Genomic DNA, 21,461 nt, shown 5'->3' with positions numbered 1-21,461 from the left:
ACGTCCGCCGTAGGATGCGTGGGACAGGTGCGGCAGCGGCTTGATCGGGAGCAGTAGACCATCGTGAGCAGCGAGAACTCTTCGGCGGACGGCGTGCAGCGGGTGTGGGACGTCGTCGTGGTGGGCGCGGGACCCGCGGGCGCCTCGGCGGCCTATGCGGCGGCGGTCGCGGGACGCAGCGTGCTGCTTCTGGAGAAGGCGGAGCTGCCACGCTACAAGACGTGCGGCGGCGGGATCATCGGCCCCTCCCGCGACGCCCTGCCGCCCGGCTTCGAACTGCCGCTGCGGGACCGGGTGCACGCGGTGACGTTCTCCAACAACGGCCGCTTCACCCGCACCCGGCGCTCCCGGCAGATGCTGTTCGGGCTGATCAACCGGCCCGAGTTCGACCAGCAGCTGGTCGAGCACGCGCAGAAGGCGGGCGCCGAGCTGCGGACGGGCGCCACCGTGCAGCGCGTCGAGCAGCACGGCCCGGCGGTGCCGGACCGGCGCACGGTCGCGGTCGTCCTGCAGGGCGGCGAGACGCTGCTGGCCCGCGCGGTCGTGGGTGCCGACGGCAGCGTCAGCCGCATAGGAGCGCACGTCGGGGTCAAGCTCGACCAGGTGGACCTCGGGCTGGAGGCGGAGATCCCGGTGCCGGAGACCGTCGCCGAGGACTGGAAGGGGCGGGTGCTCATCGACTGGGGCCCGATGCCCGGCAGCTACGGCTGGGTGTTCCCCAAGGGCGACACCCTGACCGTCGGCGTGATCTCGGCGCGCGGCGAAGGCGCGGCCACCAAGCGCTACTTGGAGGAGTTCGTCGGTCGGCTCGGCCTCGCCGGCTTCGAACCGAGCATCTCCTCCGGCCACTTGACCCGCTGCCGCTCGGACGACTCGCCGCTCTCGCGCGGGCGGGTGCTGGTGTGCGGTGACGCGGCGGGACTGCTGGAGCCGTGGACCCGTGAGGGCATCTCGTTCGCGCTGCGCTCGGGCCGGCTCGCGGGGGAGTGGGCGGTGCGCATCGCCGAGGCGCACGACGCCGTCGACGCCCGCCGCCAGGCACTGAACTACGCGTTCGCGGTCAAGGCGGGGCTCGGCGTCGAGATGAGCATCGGCAGGCGGATGCTGGCGATCTTCGAGCGCCGTCCCGGCCTGTTCCACGCGGCGCTGACCGGGTTCCGGCCCGCGTGGAACGCGTTCAGGGACATCACCCGGGGCTCGACCAACCTCGCCGAGCTCGTACGGTCCCACCCGATGGCCCAGCGCGCGCTGACCGCGCTCGACCGCCGGCAGGCGGACGGCTCGTACGCTGCGGGCGGCCGGCCCGCGGTGAGCGACGAGCCCGCGGTGGACGGCGAGTCCCCGGTGGACGACGTCACTTCGTGACGGTGATGCGGAAGACGGGGTGGTCGGGGGCGATACGGCGCAGGTCTGCGTCGGGGGAGTCGGGGCCGACGCCGTTGAAGAAGACGCCGACCTCGGCCTTCCACCGCTTGAGGTAGGCCCGCAGCAGCGGCGTCTTGTCGTCGTCGGCGACCTCGGTGGCGGTGAACACCTCGACGTTCTTGCCCAGGTGCAGCTCGCCGCCGCCCGCGGCCCGCATGTTGTGCGTCCACTGCACATGACCGCGCGGGGCGAGCAGGTACTGCTGACCGTCCACCGTCAGCAGGTTGACGGGGGTGGTGCGCCACTCGCCGCTCTTGCGCCCGCGGACCGCCAGGACCCGGGAACCCCAGACGCTGATGCCGCGGCGGGTCATCCAGGCGACGGCGCGGTTGAAGACGTTGACGGTGAACCAGCCGGGCTTCTGGACGTGCGTGGACATGGGGACCCCCATCGATTGAGAGAGCGCCGCTCGCTTCTGTGAGCACTGCTCTCGCTTGATGAAGAGTCTGCACCCGGCCGGTGCTCCATTGCAAGAGCAGTGCTCTCTTTTTTGTGCGCCGCTCCTTTTTCGGTTCGCTGCTCTCTTCTGTGTGCACTGCTCTCGTTTCGTGCGACACTGCCTTCCATGAGCACCGCACACAGCGCCCGCGCCCGAGCCCGGATCGAGGTCACCGCCGCCATCAAGGACGAGGCACGCAGACAGCTCGCCGCCGAGGGCGCGGCGAAGCTCTCGCTGCGGGCCGTGGCACGCGAACTCGGAATGGTCTCCTCGGCCCTCTACCGCTACTTCCCCAGCCGCGACGACCTGCTGACCGCGCTGATCATCGATGCCTACGACTCCGTGGGCGAGGCGGCCGAGACGGCGCTCACCGCGGCCGGTGAGGCCGACCCCGTCCAGCGCTGGACCACCGTGTGCGAGGCCGTACGGGAGTGGGCGCTCGCGCACCCTCACGAGTACGCGCTGATCTACGGGTCGCCGGTCCCCGGCTACGTCGCCCCCGACACCACCGTCCCCGCCGCCGCCCGTGTCGGTCTCGTCCTGATCGGCATCGTCCGCGACGCCCGCCAGGGCCCCCGTCTGACGCTGCCCCCGCTCCCCGCGGACCTGGAGGCCGAGGCGGACCGCATGGCCGGCGACTTCGCCTCCGATCTCCAGCCCGCGGTGGCGCCGGCCCTCGTCGCCGCCTGGGCCCAGCTGTTCGGGCTGATCGGCTTCGAGGTGTTCGGCCAGTTCCACCGTGTCGTGGAGGAGCGCGAAGCGTTCTTCCGAAACGCGGCGGGACGACTCGCCCACAGCGTCGGGCTGACGTAGAGCCGGTCCGGCTGGACCTGGACCGGGTGGCGCCGACGCAGATCCGGGCTGGCCGCCATGGAACCCGGTCCACCCGGTCCGGCCGTCGTGGAACCCGGCCCGCTGACGTAGAGCCGGTCCGTCCGGCAGGACCTGGACCGGGTGGCGCCGACGTAGATCCGGCCTGGCTGACGTAGTCCGGGCCGGGCGGCGTAGGACCCGGCCGGGTCGGCGGCCTTGTGCGGATGACCGTCCCGGCGGGAGTCGTACTTCCCGGGGAGTACGGCTGATCGCCACGCCCGGCGGACGCCCCGCCGGGCCGTCGGCGTCTAGCGTGGCGGTCATGGACGAGCAGGTTGTGCGCGGGGGCGGGCCGCCCCGGTGGTGGCGGTACGGGCCGCCGTGGATGCACCGCTGGGGCGACGAGGAGCGGGCGCCCCGGTGGCCGTGGCGCTCCACCGTGCTGCTCACGGTCTTCGTGCTCGTCGGCTCGCACTGGGCCGCGCACCAGCAGGCGGGCGAGCGGGCCGCGCTGGACACCTTCGCCCGCGTGCTGCTGGTGGTGGGCTCGGGCCTGCTGCTGTGGCGGCAGCGGTACCCGGTGCTCGTCGTGTTCGGCACCGCGGCGGCCGCGACGGTCTACCTCGGCGCCGGGTATCCGTACGGGCCGGTCTTCCTCACGGTCGCGGTGGCCTGCTTCAGCGCCGTGGTCACGGGGCACCGCCGGGCCGCCTGGGGCGCCGTCGCCATGCTGTGGGCCGGGCACATGCTGGTGGCCCACTGGCTGTACCGCTGGCTGCCGCCCTCCGGCGACAGGGCGCCCTCCTGGGGACAGGAACTCGTCATCGCCGCCTGGGTGGTGGCGATCGTCGCGCTGGCCGAACTGACCCGCGTCCGGCGCGAGCAGTGGAGCAGGGAACGGGCCGAGCGGGCGCAGGCGGCCCGGCGGCGGGCCGACGAGGAACGCCTGCGGATCGCCCGCGAGCTGCACGACGTCCTCGCGCACAGCATCTCGGTGATCAACGTGCAGGCGGGCGTGGGCCTCGCCCTGCTCGACTCCGACCCCGAGCAGGCGCGCACCGCGCTCACCACCATCAAGGCCGCCAGCAAGGAGGCGCTCGGTGAGGTCCGCCAGGTCCTCGACACCCTCCGCACCCCCGGAGACGCCCCGCGCGCCCCCGCGCCCGGCCTCGACCGGCTGCCCGAGCTGGTGGAGCAGGCCGCGAGCGCCGGCCTGACGGTGGAGGTCGAGGGGGAGGCGCCCCGGCTCGCGCCCGGCACCGACCTCGCCGCGTTCCGCATCGTCCAGGAGGCGCTGACCAACGTCGTACGCCACTCCGGCTCGCGTCAGGCGCGCGTGTGCCTTGCGCACGACGAGCGGACGCTCCGGCTGCGCGTCGACGACGACGGGCCCGCGACCGGTGCCGACGCGGGCGGCAGCGGCAACGGTCTGGCCGGAATGCGGGAGCGGGCCGCCGCGCTGGGTGGCACGATCGAGGCGGGCCCGCGCGCGGACGGCGGTTTCCGGGTGCTCGCCGTACTGCCGTTGAACGTGAAGGCCAAGGAGGACGACCGGTGATCCGCGTACTGCTCGCCGACGACCAGTCACTGGTGCGGGCCGGCTTCCGTGCGCTGCTCGACGCGCAGCCGGACATCGAGGTGGCCGGCGAGGCCTCCGACGGCGAGGAGGCGGTGCGCAAGGTGCGCGAACTGCGCCCGGACGTCGTCCTGATGGACATCCGCATGCCGGCCCTGGACGGGCTGGCGGCGACCCGCAGGATCACCGGCGAGGAGGAGCTGCACAGCGTGAAGGTGGTCATGCTGACCACCTTCGAGCTCGACGAGTACGTCTTCGAGGCGATCCGCTCCGGCGCCTCCGGCTTCCTGGTCAAGGACACCGAGCCGGAGGAACTCCTGCACGCGGTCAGGGCGGTGGTGGAGGGCGACGCGCTGCTCTCGCCGGGGGTGACCCGCCGTCTGATCGCCGAGTTCGCGGCCCGTTCCAAGGAGCCCGCGGCCGCCGGCGCCCTGGGTGAACTCACCGAGCGGGAGCGGGAGGTGATGGCGCTGGTCGGCATCGGCCTGTCCAACGAGGAGATCGCACGGCGGCTGGTCGTCAGCCCCCTCACCGCGAAGACCCATGTCAGCCGCACGATGGTCAAGCTGGGCGCCCGGGACAGGGCCCAACTGGTGGTCCTCGCCTACGAGTCGGGTCTGGTCCGCCCCGGCTGGTTGGGCTGACCGGTCCGCCGGAAACGCACCAGCACGCTCGCGACCCGGACCACGAAGAGCAGCGGTGCGAGAACCAGTCCCGCGTGCCCCAGCAACTGCTCGACGAGACGCGGCAGTTCGAAGAGGAGGGCCGGGCCGACGATCGCCCCGTAGAGAACCAGGGCCGCGAACGCGGCGCTGCACAGGGCGTATCCCACCTCGACCGTCAGCGCGTCCCGCTCCGCCTTGTCGGGACGTCCCCCGGTGTCGGCCATGACTTCCCCCATTCGCCGCCCTACGGTCATCTCACAGCGATGCGCCCGGCGGGGCAACAGGCCGCGCCGGGCGCATCGTCGGGAGGCGTCCCCTCAGTCGCGCACCGTCACGCGCTCCGCCTCCAGGGAGGTGGACCGGGCGACCACGACCGACTGCTGCGCACGCCGGGTCCGCAGGCCGGTGAGCGTGATCAGCAGGCCGGCGAGGGCGACCCCCGTGACCACGATCAGGCCCGGGCGGTAGCTGTCCAGCACCGCCTGCGCCGTCGCGTGCTCGGGGGAGTTCGCGGTCACCACCGCCGTCACGACGGCCAGGAAGATCGCGCCGCCCACCTGCACGGAGGTGTTGAGCAGACCGGAGACCATGCCCTGCTCGTGGTCCTCGACGCCGTTGGTGGCCTGGATGTTGAGCGAGGGGAAGACCAGGGCGCAGGCCGCGCCGATCAACAGCATCGACGGCAGGATGACGGCGGCGTAGACCGGGTCGAGGTTCACGCGCAGGAACAGCGCGTATCCCACGACCATGAGCGCGAAGCCCGTCGCGATCAGCCGCTGCGTGCCGAACCGGTCGACGATCGAGCCGACCTTGGTCGAGGACACCGCCACCAGCGCGCCGGCCGGCAGGAAGGCGAGCGCCGTGTGCAGCGCCGACCAGCCCAGCAGGGACTGCATGTAGAGCGTGGTCAGGAACTGGAAGCCGACGTACGACCCGAAGAAGGCGAGCGCGCCCAGCTGCGCGCGGATCTGGTTGCCGGAGCGCAGCACGCCGAGCCGGATCAGCGGTCCGGGCGAGCGGCGCTCGACCAGGACGAACACGGTCAGCAGCGCGGCGACGGCCAGGAAGGACAGCAGGGTGCGGGCCGAGGCCCAGCCGGCCTGCGGGGCCTGCACGACGGTGAAGACGAGCAGCAGCATCGACGCGGTGCCGAGGACGGCGCCGGGGACGTCGTAGCCGTTGTGGTCCTTCTCGCGCTCGCTGCGCGGCAGCAGCTTCAGGCCCGCCACCAGGGCGATCAGCGCGATGGGCGCGGGCAGCAGCATGGTCAGGCGCCAGCTGGCCTCGGTGAGCAGGCCGGACAGGACCAGGCCCATCGAGAAGCCGGTGGCCGCGCAGGTGGTGTAGATCGACAGGGCGCGGTTGCGCAGCGGGCCCTCGGCGAAGGTCGTGGTGATGATGGACAGGCCCGCGGGCGCGGTGAACGCGGCGCTCAGACCCTTGATGAAGCGGCTGGCGATCAGCAGCGGGCCCGAGTCGACGAGGCCGCCGAGCAGCGAGGCGAGCGCGAACACGCCCAGCGCGATCAGGAAGACCTGGCGCCTGCCGAGCAGGTCCGCCGTGCGCCCGCCGAGGAGCAACAGGCCGCCGTAGCCCAGGATGTAGCCGCTGACGATCCATTGCAGCGACGAGGTCGACAGGTGGAGGTCCGAGCCGATGGACGGCAGGGCGACGCCGACCATCGAGACGTCGAGCGCGTCCAGGAACATCGCGGCGCAGAGCACCAGCAGGGTGCCCCACAGGCGCGGGGTCCAGCGGACCGCCGAGGGCGGGGCCGAGGAGGTGGTGAGCGGAGAGGTCATGCCGAAGAGACTACATGCGCATGCATCGAATGCAAGCGCATTTAATTCTGATGCAATAATTTCGCCTGTCTGCTACGGTGCGTTCATGGCGGCAGAGAAGGCCGAGCAGGCACTCGTGGACCAGTGGCGGGACATCCTGGCGGTGCACGCGCGCACCCAGTGCGAACTGGACCGGGAACTGCATCAACACGGCCTGTGCGGAAGCGACTTCGAGGTGCTGGACGTCCTGTCCGGCGAGTCCTGCGCCTACCGCGTGCAGGAGATCTCCGAGCGCGTCCATCTGAGCCAGAGCGCCCTGTCGCGGCTGATCGCCCGGCTGGAGAAGGACGGGCTCGTCGAGCGCACCATGTGTCCCGAGGACCGGCGCGGCGTCCGCGTGGCCCTGACGAGGAAGGGGCGCACGCTGCACGGCGAGGTGCTGCCGGTGCAGCGTGCGGTGCTGACCCGGATGCTGGCGGGCGGCCTCAGTTCCACGTGACGGCGGACTTCTCCCGCCACAGGGCGGCGACCGCCGCGTCCCCGGTCACCTGAGGGAACGGCTGCCGGTTCCACAGCGCCAGGTACAACTCCTGTGCGGGCCCGGCCACTTCGCAGTCCGCGTCACCTGCCGCGTCCCGCGCCGCCGCGGGCGGCTCCTGGGACAGCCGTACGGTCCACACCGCGTCGCCGGCGTCCGTCGCCCGCACCCGCAGCGTCCGGGGCTCCTCGCTGCGGACCTTGCTCCTGCTGCGGGCGTGGAACCCGCGCAGCAGCTCGTCGATGCCGTCCGCCGCGAAGCCGGAGGGGACGTCCGACCGGACCCCGCCCCGCGCCGATTCCGCGTCGACCCGGTGCACCGTGGTCTCGTGCGCCTGCCGCCGTGCCCAGAAGTCCAGCGGCGAGGGCGCGGGCAGGAAGTGCCAGCACTCGACGTCGGGCGAGGCGCCGGCGAGCGTGGCGACGAGACGGCGGTGCCCCTCCCGGAACCAGGCCAGCAGCTCCGCGCCGTCCAGGTCCGGCAGCCCGCCGTCGGGGTGGTAGGCGGTGTGCCCCTCGGCCACGAAGGCGGCCGCCCAGCGGTGCACCATCCCGGTGTGCCGCAGCAGGTCGCGCACCTGCCACTCGGGGCAGGTCGGGACCTTGGCGTCGGTCCCCGCCGCCTCGGCGGCCGCGGCCAGCAGCCGGCCCTCGCGGTCCAGGGTCTCCACGAACTCGGCAGTCTCCATGGGGCGAGTCTGCCGGACCGGGCCCGCTCCGGAACAGGAACACGGGAGCCGTGCCACGCGAACGGCATGCGGGCGCGCCCAGAGCGGCCCATGATGGGGTGCATCAGGCGGTCACGCCCTCCGAGCCCAGGAGACCGATGACGTCATGAGCTCCTTCTCACCAGGCTTCCGCGGCCGTACCCGCACACTGGCGGACCGGCTGCCGCCCGGCCAGTACCCCACCGAGCAGTTCCCGGTGCTGTCCGCCGGGCCGACACCGCGCGTGGACACCGACGACTGGACCTTCACGATCACCACCGAGACCGGGGCCACGCACAGCTGGACCTGGGCGGAGATGATGGCCCTGCCGCAGCAGGACACGACCACGGACATCCACTGCGTCACCCGCTGGTCCAAGTTCGACACCCCCTGGCGCGGCGTCCCGCTCGACGCCTTCTTCGAGGACGTCGAGACGGCGGCCGACTTCGTCGTCGCCCACAGCTACGGCGGCTACACCACCAACCTCCCGCTCGAGGACCTCCTCGACGGCAAGGCCTGGATCGCGCACACCTACGACGGCTACCCGCTCTCGCCCGAACACGGCGGACCGGCCCGCCTGCTCGTCCCGCACCTGTACCTGTGGAAGTCGGCGAAGTGGGTGCGTGGGCTACGGCTCGGCGACGAGGACGAGCCGGGCTTCTGGGAGTCCGTCGGCTACCACAACTACGGCGATCCATGGCGCGAGCAGCGCAACTGGGGGGACTGACCGTGCCCGTCGCCTGGCACCGCGCCCGCCTCGACGAGCGCCACCCGCAGACCGCCACCGCCCGCTCCCTGACCTTCACCGTGCCCGGCTGGCCCGGCCACCTGCCCGGCCAGCACGTCGACGTACGGCTGACGGCCGACGACGGCTACCAGGCCGTACGCAGCTACTCGGTGGCCGCGCCCGCCTACGGCGAGCGGATCGAGCTCGGCGTGCAGACCGTGGCCGGCGGCGAGGTCTCGCCGTACCTGGCCGACGACCTGCCGGTGGGCGCCGAGGTGGAGATGCGCGGGCCGCTCGGCAACTGGTTCGTGTGGCGGCCGGAGCAGACCGGGCCGGTGCTGCTCGTCGCGGGCGGCTCGGGAGTCGTCCCGCTGGCCGCCATGATCCGCGCCCATCGCGCGGCGGGTTCGATCGCCGCCTTCCAGCTGCTGTACTCCGTCCGCACGCCCGAGGACGTCTGGTACCGCAACGAGCTCGACGCCCACGACCCGTACCTCGACGTACGCCTCCTGCACACGCGCCGCGCCCCGTCCGGCGCCGACCGCGCGCCCGGCCGGCTCACCCGGGCCGACCTGGAGAAACCGGCGGCCCGCCTGGAGCCGGCCAGCCCCGTCTACGTCTGCGGCCCCACCGCCTTCGTGGAGACGGCCGCCGACCTGCTGGTCGACCTGGGGCGCGACCCCGCGACCATCCGCACCGAACGCTTCGGCTGACCGGAGGCCCTGATGGCAGACGACCTCGCCGGCATCGCCCACCTCGACGGCAACGCCCTCGCCGGCCCGCTCTCGGAGATCCTCTCCGTGGAGGCGACCACCGCCTGGTGGCGCTGCCCCGAGTGCGCGCGCACCGGGACCCTCGCCCAGCTGCACGTCTACGGACCCGAGCCGGGCCTGACCGCCCGCTGCCCAGGCTGCTCCCACATCGCCCTGCGGCTGGTCAGGGAGGGCGAGTACGTCTGGCTCAGCATGGGCGGCAGCACGGGCGCGTTCCGCTTCCGTACGGCCTGACGCACCGCGGCTTGTGACGGGCCCGACGCGGGCCCGCCGCCGGCGTTCATCCGGCGCGGTCGCCGAGGGCGCTGCCCCGCTTCCAGGTCGCCCAGTCGACGTTCCAGTCGCCGTAGCCGTTGTTGACCGCCACCGTGTCGACGGAGTGCACGACCGTGACCGGGTCGCCGGTGCCCACCTGCTCGTAGAACCACCTGGCGTCGTCCGTACTCATGCCGATGCAGCCGTGACTGCCGTTGACCAGGCCGAACTTGCCCTCGTTCCACGGCGCCGAGTGCACATAGGTGCCGGACGGGGTGAGCTGGACGTCCCACCGGACACTGCCGAGGTCGTAGGCCTCGGGGCCGAAGATGCGCACGCTCGAGGAGTTCATGCGGATGGTCGGCACCTTGCTCAGCACGACCATGGTGCCGTTCCAGGTCTCGTAGCCCTTCTTGCCGCCGGAGACCTTCAGAATGCGCAGCGTCCTGCCGTTGCGCGCCACCGTCATCGTCTTGCCGGCGGCGTCCATCGTGCTGGTGACGGCGTCCCCGATGCGGAAGCGGACGACGCGCTGCTGGGTGCCGTAGAGGCCGCCGCCCGCGTTCACACCGGCGAGGTCCATGCGCAGGGTGACGCGGGTACCCGGCAGCCAGTACTTCTCGGGCCGGTAGTCGACCCGGTCCCTGCCGTCGCGGTCCTTGAGCCAGTTCCAGGCGCCCTCGACCGCGGGGGAGGCGGTGACGGTGAGCTTGCGTTCCACCGCCGCCCTGTCCCGGATCGGCTTGTCGAAGGTGATCGAGACCGGCATCGCCACGCCGACCGTCGCGCCCTTGTCGGGGAAGTACTCGCCCACGAAGGTGTTCTCGGGTGCCTCGGTGGTGAAGGAAACGGTCCTGCCGAGGGCGGACCCGCCGGACGCCCTGCCGCTCGCCTTCACCGTGTAGGTGGCGCCCGGCGCGAGCGGCGTGGCCGAGGTCCACGCCGTCCGGTCCCGGGACCAGGTGCCGGTGAGCCTGCCCGGACCGGGGGAGGAGACCTCTACCGAGGTCAGGGAACCGCGCCGGACGCGCACCGTCACCTTCTGCCCGACCGGCACCTTCGCGGCTCCGGGCCCGGGGTGCACCACCAGGACGGCCGGGACGCCCTTGTCGCCGTCGTCGCCCGCACCGCCGCGCGGGGCGCCGTCCGCCGTGCCGCCGCCGCTGCAGGCGACGAGAAGGACGGCCGCCGCCGACGCGAGCACGAGCGGCCGCGCGCTGCGTCGGCCCGGCCGTGCTGTGTGTCGTTGTGGCATGCGATCCTCCCTTTCCAAGGTCGGAGCTGCTTCGAGGCGGCGGCCGCCCGCCGGGCAGGTGAGGTGCCCGGCGGACTTCCGCACGCGGCATACTCACCCCGCACCGATGCCGTCCTTCGCAGGCGCGACATCCGCATACGGCCGACCGGCCCAACGAGTTACGGCATATGGTCGGCGGGACCTGGGCCGTTGCGGGGCCTTACGCCTGCCGCGTGGCCCTGCGGTGCCTGCGGTTCCGTGCCCTGTTCGTGAGCCCGCCGTGCCGTGCGTGCCGTCCTCCCGGCGTGCCTGCCGCGTCAGCCGTGCTCGCCTGGTCCCCGCCATGCCCTTTGAGCCGTGCCTGCCGTACCCCGGCGTGCCCACCGATCCGGCGTGCCTTGCCGTGCGTGCCGCGCAGGCCGCATCCCGCGGCTGCCACGCCTGCCGCACCCCGCGTGCCCGCCGTGCCTGCCGGCCCGTCGCTCCCTCCTCACCCCGCCCCGTCAGCCCAGCCCCCGTCGCTGGACGCGGGCGCCGCCAACCGTGCGGGGGCCGGTTGTCTGGCGGGGGAGCCAGATCTGGCCCGGTGGGGTGCGGGGGCGGCAGGCGCCCGTCGGGCAGTACGCCACGTACTGACGCACCGCCTCGTGGACGCGGTAGCGGGCCTGGCCGGGGCCGGCGGCCTCGTCGAGGCGGATCATCTGGCGGTCCAGGAGTTCGTCGAGGAGATCCGCGGCCGTTCCGCGCGACGGCGTCACACGGGCCACCATGTCGTCGACGCCGAACGCCCCGCGCACCGTCCTGAGGCGCTGCAACGCCGCCCGCACCGGAGCCGGCAGCACGCCGAAGCAGGCCGCCACGCTGGCCTGCAGCGACAGGTCCCCGATGTGCAGGAACCGGAGCCGGTCCTGCTCGTGCTCCAGCCGGTCGGCGAGATCGCGCACGGAGCGGTGCGGCCGCGCCGAGAGCCAGAGGCCGGCGATGTGGAGGGCGAGTGGGAGCCGCGCGCAGGAGCGCACCACGCTCAGCGCGGACGCCCGTTCCGCACGGGTGCGGCCGGCGCCCAGCAGATCCTCCAGCACCTGGAAGGCGTCCCACTCGCTGAGGGCGTCGATCCGCAGGCGTAACTGCCCGGTGAGCGCCGGCAGTTCGCGGCGCGCGGCCACCAGCACGGCGCTCCGGGCGCCGTCCACCAGCAGCGGCCTGACCTGTCCCTCGCTGTCGGCGTTGTCGAGGACCACGAGGACGCGCCGCCTGCTCAGCGCGTCCCGCAACTGCGCGCCCGCCTCCTCCGGATGGTCCGCGACAGGCGCGGCGCCCAGGGATCGCAGCACGCGGCGCACGAGTTCGTCGGACGTCAACGGCGCGGCGGAGGCGTCCGGATGGAGGTCGACGTAGACCTGCCCGTCCGGGAACCGGTCGCGTACGGCGTGGGCCGCCTCGAGGACCACGGAGGTCTTACCCGCGCCGGGTGGTCCGACGACGACCGCGGGGCGTCCGAGGTCGTGCGGCTCCGTCGCCGACAGGTGCGCCCGCAGCGCGTCGACCTGCGGCGCCCGTCCGGCGAGGCGGTGGCGGGGGGCCGCCGGGAGTTCCGCGGGCACGGGGCCGGGCGGTTCGGGGTGGCCGGCGGTGTGCGGGCGGCGCATCAGCCGGCCGACCTCGCCGGGCGGCAGGCCGAGCGCCTTGGCGATCAGGACCAGCGACTGCTTGCGGGGGCGGGAGGTGTGGCCAGTCTCCAGGTTGCGGATGGCCCGCACACTGACGCCGGACCGCTCCGCGAGGTCCTCCTGGGTGAGGCAGGCCGCCTCGCGTGCGGTGGTGAGGACGTCCGCGAGAGTCGCCGACCCTGTCGTCGTATCGGTCACGGGCGGCGGCCTGTCTCTGTCTCCGGACCGGCGGCCGGTGTCCGGTCTGCTGCGCTGTCGGCTGTTCGGCCGGCCGTCCTGACGGCAGTCAGGTCCGCTGTTCGGTCGGCGTGCGTGCGGCGTGCGGGAACACCCTGTTGTGTCACGGCTTTTCCCAGGGTCGACGGGGCGAGGCCGGGCCTTTGAGAGCGCGGCGGTCATCGGGAGGAGGGTGAGGAAGGGGTGTCCGGCGAGCCTGGGGGGAGGGCTCACGTCGCCGGCCCCGGACCGCGGCACGGGCGGGCCGTGTCCGCGGTTCGGTCGCGCGATCGTCCGGCCGCGAGGACGGCGGCCGCCGTGAACGTGGGGGAGCGCGAGTGAGGAACGGTCGTGATCGGCAGCGGAGTTCAGTCCGCCGTGGGCATCAGGGTCACCACGAACTTGTAGCGGGAGCCCCGGTACACGGAGCGGACCCACTCCACCGGTCTGCCCTCCGCGTCGAGCGAGTGGCGGGAGAGCAGCATCACCGGGACGCCCACCTCCGTCGCGAGCAGCGCGGCCTGGTACGGGGTCGCGAGCGACGTCTCGATGCCCTCCTCGGCCTCCGCGAGGTGCACGCCGTACACCTCGGCGAGCACCGAGTACAGGGATCTGTGCCGGGTCAGCGACTCGCGCAGTCCGGGAAAGCGGAGCGCGGACAGGTGCGTCGTCTCGATGGCCATGGGCTCGCCGCTGGCCAGCCGCAGCCGCTCGATGCGCAGCACGCTCTCTCCGACATCGATGTCGAGCAGACGCGACAGCCTCCCGTCCGCCTCGATGTGGTCGATGTCCAGGACGCGCGAGGCCGGTTCGAGGCCCTGGGCCTGCATGTCCTCGGTGTGCGAGGTGAGTTGGAGCGTGCGGAAGAGCTTCGGGGGAGCAATGAACGTGCCCTTTCCCTGGATCCGGTCCAGCCGGCCTTCCCCCACGAGCTCCTGCAGGGCCTGCCGGACGGTGGTGCGCGAGGTGTCGAGCCGCACTGCGAGCAGCCGCTCGGCGGGCATGCGGGATCCGGGCTTCAGTGCCTGGGCGATGTCGAGGACCTGCTGCTTGACGCGGTAGTACTTCGGCACGCGTGCGAGGCCGCCGGGAAACCGGGTGCCGTACGGGGCGCTGCTGACGTCGGTGGTCATGACCTGCCTTCCGGGCCGCCTGACGCTTTTAAAAGTCTAGGCCAATCACCGTACAGGTCTACACCATTCGAAGCGGCCTGTGGAAGCGGCGCGCCGGGGTGGCGTGCCGACACTCTCGTTGCCTGCTCAACGACCGGCAACTGACAGGCAGTTGGCGGCAACTTCAGCTGGTTCCCGTTGACATCGCGAATTGGTCCAGTCCAGTTTGGGTGAACCTCAGTTCGACCAAGAGCGACCTGGGGTTCCACTCGGCCACTCGAGCCTTGGAGTGACGCATGCCGACCCCTCCCCGCTATCTGTACCGGGCACCGACCGAGCGCCCGTACTTCAGTGCCGACGGCGAGACCTACCTCGCGCAGACGCAACTGCGAGACATCGAGAAGTCCCGACCGCTCCGGGTGCTGTCGGAGCAGGACTTCGCCTTCTGGAAGACGTACGGCTACGTCGTGGTGAGAAACGCCGTCTCACCGGGCGCGGCGAAGAGCCTGTACGAGTTCGCCTGGGAGTTCCAGGGACTCGACCCCGACCGGCCCGAAACCTGGTACCAGGAGCGCGAGTTCCGCTCCGACCTCGACCGCGACCTGCACGTCTACGGCTTCGTCGAGGCGTACCACCATCAGCTCCTCTGGGACAACCGGCAGACGCAGCGGGTCTACGACGCCTTCGCCGACGTGTGGGACTGCGACGAGCTGTGGGTCACGCTCGACCGGCTGAACCTCAACCCGCCCAACCGGGGCAGCCGTTCGCGTTCCCTCATCGCGCCGACCGACGAGGGCTTCGACATCGAGCTGCACTGGGACGTCGACACCACGCTGGGCGTGCTGCCGCAGCGGGTGCAGGGCATCCTGGCCCTCAACGACACCCAGCCGGAGCTCGGCGGGTTCCAGTGCGCGCCGGAACTCTTCCGGCAGTTCGAGGAGTGGCGGATCGCGCAGCCGGCCGGCCGCGACCCCATCCGGCCCGCGGTCGACCGCGCGGAGTTCCCGGTCGTACGGACCGACCTCCAGGCCGGCGACCTGCTCATCTTCAACGGCCTGCTGGCCCACGGCGTCGCGCCGAACGTCTCCGACCACGGTGTGCGCGCAGTGCAGTACCTGTCGATGATGCCGGCGATCGAGGAGCACGACGAACTGCGCGACTCCCGCGTCGAGTCGTGGCGCACGCTCGCCACCCCGGACTGGAACGCGACGCTGCTCGGCGACTCCGACCGGCCCGAGGCTCTTCGCTACGGCGCCGCCACGCTCAACGACCTCGGCGAGAGGCTTCTGGGGCTCACGCCCTGGGGCGGACAAGAGAGCGCCACGTGAACCGAGCCAGCACCACCGACCGGATCTGCCTGGCCCTGCCCACCAACCGGGCCTGCTCCGCCGCCCTCAGCGAGATCGCCGAGGAGGCGGCCTATGCGGCCCGCACCTTCGCCGTCGAGGTCCATCTGCTGATCCTCGACTCCTGCGACGCCACGACCCGGGCCGAACACGCCCGCGTCGTGGCGGAGTTGCCCATCACTCCCAAGGTGACGGTCCATCATTTCGACGAGGCGGGCCAGCGCGTCTTCCTGCGCCGGGCGATCGAGCGGTCCGGACTCGCGGCGCCGGAGCGGATGCTCGACCTCATGCTGCCGGGCGACCTCTCCTACGGGGCCTGCACCAACCGCGCCTTCCTGATCGCGAGCGCGCTCGGCTGCCGGTCCGTCCACCGCCGGGACTCGGACTGCACCTACCAGGTCCACGACGGCGAACGGGTCTTCCCGATCCACCACGAGCTCGCCTCGCTGGGCCGGTCCGCCGCCGAGGCGTCCGCCGCCGTGACCGAGACCGTCCTCGCCGCGGCACACGCCCACCGCCCGGTGTCCATGGTCGGCTCCTCCTTCATCGGCGAACCCTCCGTGGACATCGCCGAGATCGAGCGGCTCGACGCGGGCGTCTACCACGACGTCGTCAGCCTGTGGGGACCCATGGACTGGCCGGAGGAGCGCAAGCGGCAGCTCGTCGACGACTCCTTCAAGGGCGCCGGCACGACGCCCTTCACCGGCGACCACTCGACGCTGACCCTGGTCGACCCCATGCGGGTCGACATGAGCAACATCGGCTTCCACCACGAGGTGTACGAGCGGGTCCCGCTGCCTCCGGCGACCGACACCATCGGCAGCGACTACTTCCTCATCCACCTCGTCCACGACGCCGCCCTGCCCGGCGTGCTCCACAACCGCAACATCGAGAACTTCTACACCCCCTTCCGGCGCACCGACGCCGGGTTCCGGGCGTACCAGATGCGGTTCGTGAAGTTCCTCCTGTCGATGCTCTACTTCAACTTCGTCTACGACAGGATGGGTTCGGCCGGGCCGGCCCTGCTGGACGAGCGCGAGCACGTCCGCGGCGACGTCATCTCCGGGCTGCTGCGCGAGAGCGCGGACCTCGACACGGGCGAGAACATCTGGCGGCTGGACCGTGTCAGCACCGCCTATCGCAAACTCGGCGGCCGGTACACGGAGTTCGCCGACCTGATGGACGCGCGCCGCGGGCAACTGCTCGACGAGGCCCGGCAGGACGCCCAGGACTTCGCCCTGCTGATCGACGGCTGGCCCGCACTGGTGGCCGCCGTACGAGAGACCGGCCTCGGGAGTGCGGACGCTCTCGGGAGTGCTGACGGTCTCGGGAGCGCGGACGGTCTCGGGAGCGCGGAAGGGTGAGCACGGACCTGGACACACGGCTGGCCTCCGCCCTGGCCGCCGCGTCCGCGGACAGTGTCGTCTTCGACCTGGCCGGAATCGCGGGCCAGTACGACGACCTGCTGCGTGAACTGCCGGGCGTCGACGTCCGGTTCGCGATGAAGGCGTGCCCGGTCGACGAGGTGCTCGGCCGCCTCGCGGACCGGGGCGCCGGCTTCGACGCGGCCAGCCCCGCCGAGATCGCCCAGGCACTGCGGCTGGGCGTGCCCGCGGAGCGCATCCACTACGGCAACACCGTGAAGTCCGACGCGAGCATCGCCGAGGCCCACCGGCTCGGTGTGCGGACCTTCGCCACGGACAGCGTCCAGGACGTGGCGGCCATCGCCGCGCACGCACCCGGCGCCCGCGTCTACTGCCGCCTCGCCACCAGCGGGGACGGCGCGTTGTGGGGTCTGAGCCGGAAGTTCGGCTGCTCGCAGGACGACGCCGTCCGCGTGCTGACCGCGGCCCGGGCAGCCGGCCTGACCCCGGCGGGCCTGTCCGTGCACGTCGGCTCGCAGCAGATGACGTACGAGGCCTGGCGGCAGGCGGTCGACCTGCTGGCCGACACGATGGTCGCCCTGCGTGAGCGGGGGATCGTCCTCGACCACGTGAACCTGGGCGGCGGCCTGCCGGCACTCGGCTACCTCGACCGGCACGGCAGACGGCTCGAACCGCCGCTGGACAAGATGTTCGCCGTCCTGCGCGAGGGCATGGAGCACCTGCGGGACCTCAACTCCGCGCCCCTGGACGTCGTCATGGAGCCGGGCCGCCACCTGGTGGCCGACCACGGCGCCATCCGGGCGCACGTCTACCGGCTGACCGAGCGGCGCCAGCCCGACGGCGAGCGCGTGCACTGGCTGTATCTGAGCTGCGGCAAGTTCAACGGCCTCTACGAGATGGACGAGCTCTGCCACCGGCTCGTCTTTCCCGGCCACTCCGAGGGCGAGTACGTGGCCGCCGTCGTCGCGGGCCCGACCTGCGACAGCGACGACGCCTACGCGGCGGCGCACCGCCTGGTGCCCAGGGCACTGGCCTCGGGCGACCCGGTCTGGATTTTGTCCGCGGGCGCCTACGCCACCAGCTACATGACCCAGGGCTTCAACGGCTTCGGACCGCTGCCGCACACCACCGCGCTTGACGGCAGCGGCCGTAGGGAGGCGGCGGCGTGACGGCACCAACCGCGGCCCGCGACAGGCGAGTTCATGGCGTGAGTGACAGCCGCGTACGGCCGGTCCGCGAGGGCGACTGGCCGCAGCTGGCCGCTCTGGAGGCCGACGCCTACGCGACCTGCGGGCTGTCCGAAGGGCAGGCGGCGCTGGAGTCCAAGGGCCGTGCCTCGCCCGGTACCTGCTTCGTGCTGGACCTCGACGGGCGCATCGCGGGCTATCTCCTCGCCCTGCCCTACCCGAGGTTCCTGTACCCGGACCTGGCCCAGACGGACGAGCCCGTGCACCGGGCCCGGAACCTCCATCTGCACGACATGGTCGTCGCCGAGGACCAGCGCGGCAGGGGCTGGAGCGACAGGCTGCTGACCCGGCTGACGGACGCCGCGAACCCGGCGTACGACCACGTCTCCCTGATAGCCGTCGGCGGAATGGCACCCTTCTGGGCGGCCCGCGGCTACCGGGCCCACCCGGAGATCCGCCTCCCGCAGAGCTACGGCGAGGACGCCGTCTACATGTCCCTCACGCTGCCCGGCGGCGGCACAAGCGCTTCGAAGGAGGTGGCCCGGTTCCCATGTCCCGTGTCCTAGACGAGTTCCGACGCACGCAACTGGCGATCGCGGCGCTGTTCTGCTTTCTCGGGTTCCAGTACGCCTCCTGGGCCTCCCGGATACCCGCCCTCAAGTCCCGACTCGACCTGAACGCGGGCGAGGTGGGCCTGCTGCTCATGGTCACGGGGGCCGGAGCGGCCGCCTCCTTCCCCCTGGTCGCGTACCTCATGAGACGCCTGGGCGCGCGCCGCCTCGCCCTCGTCTCCGGGCTCTGCCTGATCGCGCTCCTCCTCGCACTGTCCGTCGCCCCCGACTACCCGGTGGCGCTGCTGATCCTCTGCGCCGACGGCGTGGCGGTCGGCTGCCTGAACGTGGCCATGAACGCGCAGGGCGCCGCCCTCGAGAAGGCCCACGGCCGGACCGCCATGACCCAGCTGCACGCCACCTTCAGCGGCGGCGCGTTCCTCGCCGCGCTCGTGTCGTCCGGCATGACCGCTCTGACCTCGGGCCTCGCACCGCACTTCGCCACCGCGTCGGTCGTCCTCCTGCTGCTCCTCGTCGGTGCGCGGACCCGGCTGCTGCCCGACGAACCGAAGGACGTGCAGCCCGTGGAGCAGGGCGCCGGGCAGAAGGGCGCGAAGAAGCGGCGCAGACTGGCCATGCCGTCGGCCGTCATGCTCTGGCTCGGCGTCGCCATGGCGTTCGCCGAGGTGGTCGAAGGTTCCATGAACGACTGGTCGGCGCTCTACCTCAAGGATGTCGCCGACGCGTCGTCCCAGGTCGCACCGCTGGGCATCGCCGTCATCTCCGGCACGATGGTCGTCGCACGCCTGATCGGCGACAGCTGGCGCAGCCGGTGGGGCGACGCCCGCGTCGTCCGGATCGGCAGCGCGGTCGCGGGCACCGGACTGGCCCTCGCACTGCTCGCCGGAGGCGTGGTGCCCGCGCTCGTCGGTTTCGCGTGCGTGGGCCTCGGCGTCTCGGCCGTGGCCCCCTGCCTCTACGTCGCCGCGGCCGCCGAAGGCCCGGACGCACTGTCCTTGATCGCCTCGATGGGCACCACCGGCCTGCTGGCCGGCCCCGCGCTCATCGGCTTCGTGGCGAGCGTCAGCAGCCTGGCGTGGGGCATGGGCGTCGTCGCGGCCTCGGCGCTCGTCGTCTCCCTGTGCACCACGCGGCTACGGTGGAAAGCAGACCCGGAGCCCGTGATGTCGGCCGCGGAGCAGGGCGCCGTCTGAGACGACGCCGTGCACCGCGGCCGTACGGAGTCAGCGTGCTGAGGCGTTGCGTGTCAGGACCGCGATCGCTGCCGCCGTCGCCGCCAGCACCGCCACGCTGGTGAGGGCGGCGGGCAGGGAGAACCAGTCGGCCATGAAGCCGATCGCCGGAGGCCCCAGCAGCATGCCGCCGTAGCCGAGGGTGGACGCGATCGCCACTCCGTCCGGGCCGGCCAGCGCGCCGGCCCGTTCGACGGCGACCGGGAAGAGGTTGGCCAGCCCGAGCCCCGTGACCACGAAGCCGACGAACGCCGCCCACAGGGAGGGAGCGAGCGCGCCGAGCAGCATGCCGGCGGACGCCGTGGTGCCGCCGAAGGCCATGGTGCGGGTCCGGCCCAGTCCTTCCAGCAGCCGGGTGCCGGTCAGCCGGCCGACGGTCATGGCCAGTGCGAAACAGGAGTAGCCGACCGCTGCCGCGCCCGCCGTGGCGCCGAGGTCCTGTTCGAGGTGGAGCGCGCTCCAGTCGGCCAGCGCGCCCTCGCCGTACGCCGTGCACAGGGCGATCAGGCCGAAGGTGACCACCAGTCCCCGGGTGCGGGTGTCGAGACGGCGGGGCGGGGCGGTCGCGCCCGGTGTGCTCTCGGGCGGCTCCGGGGGCTCGAGGCGCAGCAGCGCCGGACCGGCCACGGCGGTGACGAGCAGACCGATCACGGTCAGGCCGAGCAGGTGCTGGGTGGGGGTCAGCGCCCCGGCGACCAGTCCGCCGAGCCCGGCACCGGCCATGCCGCCGAGGCTGAACGCGGCGTGGAAGCTGGGCATGATGGGCCGCCGCATCGCTCTGACCAGGTCGACCGCGGCGCTGTTGAAGGCCACGTTGATGCTGCCGTAGGCGCTGCCGAAGACCAGCAGCACGGCGCCGAGAGTGACGGCGGAGTGGGTGAGCGGCGGCAGCGCGACGCTGAGGGAGAGCAGGACGGCGCAGGTGACGGTGACCTGGTGGCTGCCGTAGCGGCGGCAGAGGCGGCCGGTGATCGTCATGGTGAGGACGGCGCCCGCGGAGACGCCGAGCAGCGCGAGTCCGAGGGCGCTGACGGAGGCGCCGGTCTGATGCTTGATGGCGGGAATGCGGACGACCCAGCCGGCGAAGATGAAGCCGTCGAGGGCGAAGAAGGCCGTGATGACGGCGCGCAGCCGGGTGAGGTCGGTGCGCTGGGGACCCGGCACGACGCTGTGCGTTCGGGGTTTGTTTATTGGCGGCACAAAAGCAGGCTAAGTCGCCGGCCGGGCTGGGGCAAGGCTGTGGGGTGGGCCTGTGCCCACCCTGCGGGACGGCAGGCAGCTCCGGCACACCGAGGAGCGGACCGGCCACGGCGCCCTGCACTTCGAGGCCGCGGAGGTGGCCCGGTGCATCGCCGCCGGCCGGCTCCAGACTCCGCTGCGACCGCTCGACGACTCGGTCACCACGTTGCGCGCGCGGGACGCCATCCGGCGGCAGTGCGGCATCGCGTTCCCGGCGGAGAGCCCGCAACCGTTCGGCACCGCCTGACCGGCGCTCCGGCCCACCCCCACCCCGTCCCGCCGTACAGGCCCCGACCAGCTGGGTTCCTGGGGTGGGCGGTGCGGTCCGGGGTGACGGTGACCTCCGTCGGTCCCGGGCCCGTGAGAGCGAACGCCCGTCTGTTCGTACGGGTCCTGGGGGTCGGCATCCGGAGCGGACGCGGTGGTCAGGAGACCGCCTCGCCCCTTGTCGCGACGGGTGCGGTGAGGTCTTCCCTTCCGGGAGTTCCTCGACGTCGACGCCGCTGACCTGGGACAACTCGTGCTTGAGTGCGGCGAGTTCGGCGCCGCCGGCCATGTGGTTGGTCAGCT

Annotated in this window: 22 protein-coding genes; 14 read left to right on the top strand and 8 right to left on the bottom strand. The window is 72.5% G+C overall.

Annotated features, from left to right (window positions below; translation table 11 throughout):
• Window positions 1–63: 63 nt before the first annotated feature.
• Complete coding sequence (locus tag ACFU97_RS42545; protein ID WP_384267718.1) at window positions 64–1,365, top strand: geranylgeranyl reductase family protein; 1,302 nt, start codon at window positions 64–66, stop codon at window positions 1,363–1,365.
• Here ACFU97_RS42545 and ACFU97_RS42540 read toward each other — a convergent pair.
• Window positions 1,355–1,804: a nitroreductase family deazaflavin-dependent oxidoreductase gene (locus ACFU97_RS42540; protein WP_384267717.1), complete on the bottom strand. Its 450-nt coding sequence runs from the start codon at window positions 1,802–1,804 to the stop codon at window positions 1,355–1,357. The two genes, ACFU97_RS42545 and ACFU97_RS42540, sit on opposite strands and share 11 nt — an antisense overlap.
• Before the next feature lie 186 nt (window positions 1,805–1,990).
• On the opposite strand from ACFU97_RS42540, the gene ACFU97_RS42535 reads away from it, so the two are divergent.
• The 3 genes from ACFU97_RS42535 (at window position 1,991) to ACFU97_RS42525 (ending at window position 4,897) form a co-directional block, all read left to right on the top strand.
• Window positions 1,991–2,677, top strand: coding sequence for a TetR/AcrR family transcriptional regulator (locus ACFU97_RS42535; protein ID WP_384267714.1), 687 nt, complete (start codon window positions 1,991–1,993; stop codon window positions 2,675–2,677).
• Between the two features lie 322 nt (window positions 2,678–2,999).
• Entirely contained in the window at window positions 3,000–4,235 is a 1,236-nt protein-coding gene (locus tag ACFU97_RS42530) for a sensor histidine kinase (RefSeq protein WP_384267711.1), read from the top strand.
• Window positions 4,232–4,897, top strand: coding sequence for a response regulator (locus tag ACFU97_RS42525; RefSeq protein ID WP_384267709.1), 666 nt, complete (start codon window positions 4,232–4,234; stop codon window positions 4,895–4,897). Before ACFU97_RS42530 ends, ACFU97_RS42525 begins: the two co-directional genes overlap by 4 nt.
• On the opposite strand, the gene ACFU97_RS42520 is transcribed toward ACFU97_RS42525, so the two are convergent.
• Both ACFU97_RS42520 and ACFU97_RS42515 read right to left on the bottom strand, forming a co-directional pair.
• On the bottom strand, window positions 4,858–5,142 hold the full coding sequence (locus tag ACFU97_RS42520) for a DUF6332 family protein (RefSeq protein WP_384267706.1): 285 nt from the start codon (window positions 5,140–5,142) through the stop codon (window positions 4,858–4,860). The genes ACFU97_RS42525 and ACFU97_RS42520 overlap by 40 nt on opposite strands.
• Window positions 5,143–5,235: 93 nt before the next feature.
• On the bottom strand, window positions 5,236–6,720 hold the full coding sequence (locus ACFU97_RS42515; protein WP_384267704.1) for an MFS transporter: 1,485 nt from the start codon (window positions 6,718–6,720) through the stop codon (window positions 5,236–5,238).
• A gap of 85 nt (window positions 6,721–6,805) precedes the next feature.
• Between ACFU97_RS42515 and ACFU97_RS42510 the strand changes: the two genes are divergently transcribed.
• On the top strand, window positions 6,806–7,198 hold the full coding sequence (locus ACFU97_RS42510) for a MarR family winged helix-turn-helix transcriptional regulator (RefSeq protein ID WP_384267703.1): 393 nt from the start codon (window positions 6,806–6,808) through the stop codon (window positions 7,196–7,198).
• On the opposite strand, the gene ACFU97_RS42505 is transcribed toward ACFU97_RS42510, so the two are convergent.
• Window positions 7,185–7,925, bottom strand: a complete 741-nt coding sequence (locus ACFU97_RS42505; RefSeq protein ID WP_384267701.1) for a maleylpyruvate isomerase family mycothiol-dependent enzyme — start codon at window positions 7,923–7,925, stop codon at window positions 7,185–7,187. The genes ACFU97_RS42510 and ACFU97_RS42505 overlap by 14 nt on opposite strands.
• A 145-nt stretch (window positions 7,926–8,070) precedes the next feature.
• On the opposite strand from ACFU97_RS42505, the gene ACFU97_RS42500 reads away from it, so the two are divergent.
• The 3 genes from ACFU97_RS42500 to ACFU97_RS42490 are packed head-to-tail and all read left to right on the top strand — an operon-like array spanning window position 8,071 to window position 9,677.
• Complete coding sequence (locus ACFU97_RS42500; protein ID WP_384267699.1) at window positions 8,071–8,670, top strand: sulfite oxidase-like oxidoreductase; 600 nt, start codon at window positions 8,071–8,073, stop codon at window positions 8,668–8,670.
• On the top strand, window positions 8,640–9,383 hold the full coding sequence (locus tag ACFU97_RS42495) for a ferredoxin reductase (RefSeq protein ID WP_384267697.1): 744 nt from the start codon (window positions 8,640–8,642) through the stop codon (window positions 9,381–9,383). Before ACFU97_RS42500 ends, ACFU97_RS42495 begins: the two co-directional genes overlap by 31 nt.
• Before the next feature lie 12 nt (window positions 9,384–9,395).
• Window positions 9,396–9,677 carry a DUF6510 family protein gene (locus tag ACFU97_RS42490; protein WP_384267694.1) on the top strand — a complete coding sequence of 94 codons (282 nt, stop codon included), beginning with the start codon at window positions 9,396–9,398 and terminating at the stop codon, window positions 9,675–9,677.
• Window positions 9,678–9,723: 46 nt separating this feature from the next.
• On the opposite strand, the gene ACFU97_RS42485 is transcribed toward ACFU97_RS42490, so the two are convergent.
• The 3 genes from ACFU97_RS42485 to ACFU97_RS42475 form a co-directional block, all read right to left on the bottom strand.
• Window positions 9,724–10,953, bottom strand: coding sequence for an Ig-like domain-containing protein (locus ACFU97_RS42485; RefSeq protein ID WP_384267691.1), 1,230 nt, complete (start codon window positions 10,951–10,953; stop codon window positions 9,724–9,726).
• Window positions 10,954–11,435: 482 nt separating this feature from the next.
• Window positions 11,436–12,800 (bottom strand): helix-turn-helix domain-containing protein, encoded by a 1,365-nt coding sequence (locus ACFU97_RS42480; protein ID WP_384267688.1) that lies wholly within the window; start codon window positions 12,798–12,800, stop codon window positions 11,436–11,438.
• Window positions 12,801–13,186: 386 nt separating this feature from the next.
• Window positions 13,187–13,951, bottom strand: coding sequence for a GntR family transcriptional regulator (locus tag ACFU97_RS42475; protein WP_384267685.1), 765 nt, complete (start codon window positions 13,949–13,951; stop codon window positions 13,187–13,189).
• A 275-nt stretch (window positions 13,952–14,226) separates the two neighbouring features.
• Here ACFU97_RS42475 and ACFU97_RS42470 point away from each other — a divergent pair, with 275 nt between their 5' ends.
• Genes ACFU97_RS42470 through ACFU97_RS42450 form a run of 5 tightly spaced genes read left to right on the top strand, consistent with a single transcriptional unit; the run spans window position 14,227 to window position 19,613 of the window.
• Window positions 14,227–15,258, top strand: a complete 1,032-nt coding sequence (locus tag ACFU97_RS42470; protein ID WP_384267682.1) for a phytanoyl-CoA dioxygenase family protein — start codon at window positions 14,227–14,229, stop codon at window positions 15,256–15,258.
• Window positions 15,255–16,640 carry a DUF6271 family protein gene (locus tag ACFU97_RS42465; RefSeq protein WP_384267679.1) on the top strand — a complete coding sequence of 462 codons (1,386 nt, stop codon included), beginning with the start codon at window positions 15,255–15,257 and terminating at the stop codon, window positions 16,638–16,640. The genes ACFU97_RS42470 and ACFU97_RS42465 overlap by 4 nt, the downstream gene beginning before the upstream one ends.
• On the top strand, window positions 16,637–17,830 hold the full coding sequence (locus ACFU97_RS42460) for a type III PLP-dependent enzyme (protein ID WP_384267676.1): 1,194 nt from the start codon (window positions 16,637–16,639) through the stop codon (window positions 17,828–17,830). The genes ACFU97_RS42465 and ACFU97_RS42460 overlap by 4 nt, the downstream gene beginning before the upstream one ends.
• 38 nt (window positions 17,831–17,868) lie before the next feature.
• Complete coding sequence (locus tag ACFU97_RS42455; protein WP_384267673.1) at window positions 17,869–18,414, top strand: GNAT family N-acetyltransferase; 546 nt, start codon at window positions 17,869–17,871, stop codon at window positions 18,412–18,414.
• Window positions 18,399–19,613: an MFS transporter gene (locus tag ACFU97_RS42450; RefSeq protein ID WP_384267671.1), complete on the top strand. Its 1,215-nt coding sequence runs from the start codon at window positions 18,399–18,401 to the stop codon at window positions 19,611–19,613. The genes ACFU97_RS42455 and ACFU97_RS42450 overlap by 16 nt, the downstream gene beginning before the upstream one ends.
• Before the next feature lie 30 nt (window positions 19,614–19,643).
• On the opposite strand, the gene ACFU97_RS42445 is transcribed toward ACFU97_RS42450, so the two are convergent.
• A complete protein-coding gene (locus ACFU97_RS42445; RefSeq protein ID WP_384267669.1) occupies window positions 19,644–20,816 on the bottom strand; it encodes an MFS transporter in 1,173 nt (390 codons plus the stop codon).
• An 88-nt stretch (window positions 20,817–20,904) separates the two neighbouring features.
• Here ACFU97_RS42445 and ACFU97_RS42440 point away from each other — a divergent pair, with 88 nt between their 5' ends.
• On the top strand, window positions 20,905–21,138 hold the full coding sequence (locus tag ACFU97_RS42440) for a hypothetical protein (protein ID WP_384267666.1): 234 nt from the start codon (window positions 20,905–20,907) through the stop codon (window positions 21,136–21,138).
• Window positions 21,139–21,461 lie beyond the last annotated feature (323 nt).

This window comes from Streptomyces sp. NPDC057616 (genome assembly GCF_042800575.1).
GTDB lineage: Bacteria > Actinomycetota > Actinomycetes > Streptomycetales > Streptomycetaceae > Streptomyces.
This window is presented reverse-complemented; position numbering and strand designations above follow the sequence as displayed.